The 5058-nt window shown below is 73.3% G+C and carries 7 protein-coding genes; all 7 read left to right on the top strand.

What is annotated here, in order from left to right; all coding sequences use genetic code 11:
- Positions 1-367 (top strand): hypothetical protein (locus VGR37_00310; protein ID HEV2145836.1); only part of this gene is annotated, 367 nt, incomplete at its 5' end.
- The gene (locus VGR37_00315; protein HEV2145837.1) at positions 351-668 is read left to right on the top strand and encodes a hypothetical protein; all 318 of its coding nucleotides are present in this window, start codon (positions 351-353) and stop codon (positions 666-668) included. The genes VGR37_00310 and VGR37_00315, both read left to right, overlap by 17 nt.
- Complete coding sequence (locus VGR37_00320) at positions 665-1015, top strand: cell division protein ZapA (GenBank protein HEV2145838.1); 351 nt, start codon at positions 665-667, stop codon at positions 1013-1015. Before VGR37_00315 ends, VGR37_00320 begins: the two co-directional genes overlap by 4 nt.
- A 176-nt stretch (positions 1016-1191) precedes the next feature.
- A complete protein-coding gene (rny, locus tag VGR37_00325; GenBank protein ID HEV2145839.1) occupies positions 1192-2754 on the top strand; it encodes a ribonuclease Y in 1563 nt (520 codons plus the stop codon).
- Entirely contained in the window at positions 2751-3575 is an 825-nt protein-coding gene (locus VGR37_00330; GenBank protein ID HEV2145840.1) for a TIGR00282 family metallophosphoesterase, read from the top strand. Before rny ends, VGR37_00330 begins: the two co-directional genes overlap by 4 nt.
- Positions 3576-3586: 11 nt before the next feature.
- Positions 3587-4489, top strand: a complete 903-nt coding sequence (locus VGR37_00335; GenBank protein ID HEV2145841.1) for a bifunctional 5,10-methylenetetrahydrofolate dehydrogenase/5,10-methenyltetrahydrofolate cyclohydrolase — start codon at positions 3587-3589, stop codon at positions 4487-4489.
- On the top strand, positions 4486-5058 hold a 573-nt coding region (locus tag VGR37_00340), incomplete at its 3' end, for an exodeoxyribonuclease VII large subunit (protein HEV2145842.1). The genes VGR37_00335 and VGR37_00340, both read left to right, overlap by 4 nt.

Below are 5058 nucleotides of genomic sequence, written 5' to 3' on the forward strand. Positions count from 1 at the left end.
GGCATGGGCCGGGGACGTGTGGGTGCTGGAGGCGCGCCTTCCCGTGGGGCGCGGGGCGGAAGGGGACACCTACCGCGCGCTCCCGGAGCAGCCGGCGAGCGAGCGCGACCTGGCGCTCCTGGTGCCCCGCGCGACCGCGGCGGCGGAGGTGGAGGCCGCCATCCGCGGGGCCGCGGGGCCGCTGCTGGAGGCGGTGGGCCCCTTCGACCTGTACGAGGGGAAGGGCATCCCGGAGGGGACGCGCAGCATCGCCTTCCGGCTCCGCTTCCGCGCCCCGGACCGCACCCTCACCGACGCGGAGGTGGACGGCGCCGTCGCCTCGGTGCTCGCGGCGCTGGAGGAGCGCCTGGGTGTCCGCCGCCGCTGATCCCTCGCCCGCCGCTCCCACCGCGGGGTGGGAGCGGCTGGAGCGCGCCGCGGAGCGGGCCGCCGCAGCGGTGGGGGCCTGGCGGAGCCGTGCCCTGGAGGCGGAGGCCGAGGTCGGCCGGCTGCGCGCCGCGCTGGAGGCGGTGAGCCGGGAGGCGGGGGAGGCCCCCCTGGGCGGGGAGGCCGGGGAGCTGCGCATGCTGCGCGCGGAGAACGCGCTGCTGCGCAGCCGCGCTGCCGAGGTGCGGTGGCGCGTGGGCGGGCTCCTGGCCCGGATCGCCCTGCTGGAGGCCCGCCGGTGAGCCGCAAGCGCGCGTCCCCCCGGCACAGCGTCACGGTGGAGGTCGGCGGGGAGAAGCACGTCCTCCGCTCCGACCTCCCGCCGGAGTACACCCGCGCGGTGGCCGCCCACCTGGATGCCGTCGTCCGCGCGCTCCCGGGCTTCCGCACGCTGGAGCCGCACCGGGCCGTGCTCCTGGCCGCGCTCGCCGTCACGGACGAGCTTTTCCACGCGCGCGAGGAGATCGAGCGCCTCCGGGAGGAGGCGGAGCAGCGCGCCTCGGCCGCGGCCGGGCTGCTGGAGCGCGCCCTGGGCGAAGGGCCCTCCCCGGACCCCCCGGGCGACCCCGCGCCGGACGCGGGCGGGTAGCGCCGGGGCTTGCGTCTGGACGCGGGGAATGCCTATGTTTTTGGTGCGGCTCCTCCCCCGGCGGACGAACCGGGGAAGCCAACGGGCGCACGTGCGATGGCGGCAGGGAGCGACTTTCTGCCGCCTCGTCTTTTTTGTACCTGCTGCGGGCCCTGCCCGCCTCCGATAAACCACGTATGGAAATACTAGCGATCGTCCTCGTGGCGCTGGTCGCCGCGGCGGCGGGCTTCTTCGCGGGCCGTGCCGGCGAGCAGGCACGCCTGCGGAAGGCGCGCGCCACCGCGGAAGACGAGGCCGCGAGGATCCGGACCGCCGCCGAGCAGGAGGCCGAGAGCCTCCGCAAGGGCGAGGTCCTCAAGGGGCGCGAGGAGGCGATCCGCGCGCGCGAGGAGTGGGAGCGCGAGGAAGCCAAGCGCCGCGACGACATGGAGCGCATGGAGCGCCGCCTCCAGGAGCGCGAGGAGTCGCTGGACCGCAAGTTCAGCCTCCTGGACGAGAAGTCGCAGGCGCAGGAGAAGCGCGCGGAGCAGCTCGGCCGCCGCGAAAAAGACGTGGAGCGGCAGTCCGAGGAGCTCACCGCCCGCGTCGCGGAGGTGCAGCACCGCCTGGAGTCGCTCGCGGGGCTCACCGCCGACGAGGCCCGGCGCCAGCTCATGCACGACGTGGAGGAGGAGGCGCGCGCCGGCGCCGCCCAGCGCGTCCGCGAGATCAAGGAGGAGGCCCGCCGCGACGCCGAGCGCGAGGCCAAGAAGATCATCTCCCTCGCCATCCAGCGCATCGCCGCCGACCACACCGCCGAGACCACCGTCTCCGTGGTGGCCCTCCCCTCCGACGAGATGAAGGGCCGCATCATCGGGCGCGAGGGCCGGAACATCCGCGCCTTCGAGCAGGCTACCGGGATCGACGTCATCATCGACGACACCCCGGAGGCCGTGGTGCTGTCCGGCTTCGATCCCATCCGCCGGGAGACCGCCCGAATCTCGCTGGAGAAGCTGGTCGCCGACGGGCGCATCCACCCCGGGCGGATCGACGACGTGGTCGCCAAGTCGCGCAAGGAGGTGGAAAACGGGATGCGCGAGGCCGCCGAGGAGATCCTCTACGAGCTGGGGATCCACGGCCTCCACCCGGAGGTCGTCAAGGTGCTGGGGCGGCTCAAGTTCCGCACCTCGTACGGGCAGAACCAGCTCCTCCACTCCAAGGAGGTCGCCATCCTCGCCGGGAACATGGCGGCGGAGATGGGCTTCGACGCCACCATGGCGAAGCGGATGGGGCTGCTGCACGACGTGGGGAAGGGGATGACCCACGAGCACGAGGGCACCCACGTGGAGCTGGGGTGGAACCTCTGCAAGAAGTACAACGAGCCTGCGCAGGTGCTGAACGCCATCAAGGCGCACCACGACGAGGAGCCGCACCTCTTCCCCGAGACCTTCCTGGTCACCGCCGCCGACGCCATCTCCGGCTCGCGTCCCGGGGCGCGCCGCGAGATGTTCGAAACCTACGTCAAGCGGCTGGAGAAGCTGGAGGAGATCGCCACCTCGTTCCCGGGCGTGGAGCGCTGCTTCGCCATCCAGGCCGGGCGCGAGCTGCGCATCATGGTCACCCCGGAGAAGATCAACGACGAGGAGATGACCCGGCTCAGCGAGGAGACCGCCCGGCGCATCGAGGCGGAGCTGCAGTACCCGGGGCAGATCAAGGTGGTGGTCATCCGGGAGACGCGCGCGGTGGACTTCGCGCGGTGAGGATCCTCTTCGTAGCGGACGTGATCGGGAGCCCCGGGCGGAAGGTCGCCAAGGGGCTCCTGCGTCTCGTGAGGAAGGAGGCGCGGGCGGACGCGGTGGTGCTCAACGGTGAGAACGCGGCCGGGGGGTTCGGGATCACGCCGGAGATCGTGCACGAGTTCCTGGACCTGGGGGTGGACGTCATCACCACCGGGAACCACGTGTGGGACAAGATCAAGGAGCTGGAGCCCACGCTCCGCAACGAGTCGATCCCGCTCATCCGCCCGGCCAACTACCCCCCCGGCAACGCCGGCCGGGGCGCCGTGGTGGTCGAGGTGGGCGGGGTGCGCCTGGCGGTGCTCAACCTGCAGGGGCGCACCTTCATGCCGCCCATCGACGACCCCTTCCGCGGCGCCGACGCGCTGCTCGCGGAGCTGAAGGGGAGGGCCGACGTGGCCGTGGTCGACTTCCACGCCGAGGCCACCAGCGAGAAGCAGGCGTTCGCGCGCTACCTGGACGGCCGCGTGGCAGCGGTGGTTGGCACCCACACGCACGTGCAGACCGCGGACGAGCGGATCCTGCCGAAGGGCACCGCCTTCATCACCGACCTGGGCATCACCGGCGGGCTGGACGGGATCATCGGGATGAAGTGGGAGATCTCGCTGGAGCGGCAGCTCATGCAGAGCCGCGGCGAGCGGATGCAGCCCGCCGACGGCGACCTGCACCTGCAGGGCGCGGTGGTCGAGGTGGACGTCGCGAGCGGGCGGGCGCGCTCGATCGAGCGCGTGAGCGTCCCGTATGCCCGGGCGCTCGAGGGGATGTTCGGGAAGCAGAGAACGTAGCTCGCTCTTCTATGTCTCGGATCATCGACGGTACCGAAATCAGCCGCACCATCCGCGCGGAGGTCGCGGCCGAGGCCGCCCGCCTCCGCGCCGAGGGCACCGTCCCGGGGCTCGCGGTGGTGCTGGTGGGGAGCGACCCCGCCAGCGAGGTCTACGTCCGCAGCAAGGCGAAGGCGTGCCGGGACGCGGGGATGCACGACCGCACCCTGAAGCTCCCGGAGGACGTCACCGCCGAAGAGCTGTTCGGCGTGATCGACGGGCTCAACGCGGACCCGGAGATCCACGGGATCCTGGTGCAGCTCCCCCTCCCGGCGCACCTCAGCCCCAAGCCGGTCCTGGAGCGGATCCACCCCGCCAAGGACGTGGACGGCTTCCACCCGCTGAACGTGGGGCGCGCCTTCATCGCCGATCCCCGCGGCTTCGTCCCCGCCACCCCCGCGGGGATCATGGAGCTCCTCCGGCGCGAGGAGATCCCCACCCACGGAAAGCACGCCGTGATCGTCGGGCGGAGCCTGATCGTCAGCAAGCCGCTGATGTCGCTCCTCATGGCGCCCGGCCCCAACGCCGGGGTCACGCTGGTGCACCGGCACACGCCGGACATCGCCCCGTTCACCCGCATGGCCGACATCCTCGTCGTCGCCGTGGGGAAGCCGGGGCTCATCACCGCCGACATGGTGAAGCCCGGCGCCACCGTCATCGACGTGGGGATCACGCGGGTGCCGGACGAGGCGGCGAAGGGCGGGTACCGGGTGGCGGGCGACGTGGACTTCGACGCCGTCGCCGAGGTGGCGGGCGCCATCACCCCCGTCCCGGGCGGCGTGGGGCCCATGACCATCGCCATGCTGCTCCGCAACACCGTGGACGCCGCGAAGCGCGCGCACGCCAGGGCGCGGAAGCGGGCGGGGCGGGGATGAGCTGGGACCTGTTCACCTCGGCCGAGTCCGCCCGAAACGAAGAGCTGGCGCGAGCGGTGGCGGCGGCGCAGGCGGACGCGGGGTTCCCTGCGGTCGCGCGCGGGGTGGAGGAGTGGACGGTCTCCACCGTGAACGCCGCGGCCCGGGAGATGCTGGAGGGCGTCTTCCCGCCGCTCTGGGTGGCCGGTGAGGTCGCCAACTTCACGCGCGCCCGCTCCGGCCACTGCTACTTCACCCTCCGTGACGAGCGCGCGCAGCTCCGCTGCGTCATGTGGCGCGAGGAGGCGCGGCGCCTCCCCACCACGCCGGCGGAGGGGATGCAGGTGCGGGCGCTGGGCCGGCTCACGCTGTACGAGTCGCGCGGCGAGTTCCAGCTCGTGGTCGCCGACCTGGACGCGCGCGGCGACGGGCTCTGGAAGCTGGCGTTCGATAGGCTGCGGGCGAAGCTGGACGGCGAGGGGCTCACCGCGCCGGAGCGCAGGCGCCCCGTCCCGCGCGCGCCCGCGTGCGTGGGCGTGGTCACCTCGCTGGCGGGGGCGGCGCTGCGCGACGTGCTGGCGGTGGTGCGC

The organism is Longimicrobiaceae bacterium, from assembly GCA_035936415.1.
Taxonomy (GTDB): domain Bacteria; phylum Gemmatimonadota; class Gemmatimonadetes; order Longimicrobiales; family Longimicrobiaceae; genus JAFAYN01.

Excerpts from the sequence above, each read along its gene's own strand:
- rny (HEV2145839.1), top strand. The coding sequence starts at position 1,192 with ATGGAAATACTAGCGATCGTCCTCGTGGCGCTGGTCGCCGCGGCGGCG.
- VGR37_00335 (HEV2145841.1), top strand. The coding sequence starts at position 3,587 with ATGTCTCGGATCATCGACGGTACCGAAATCAGCCGCACCATCCGCGCG.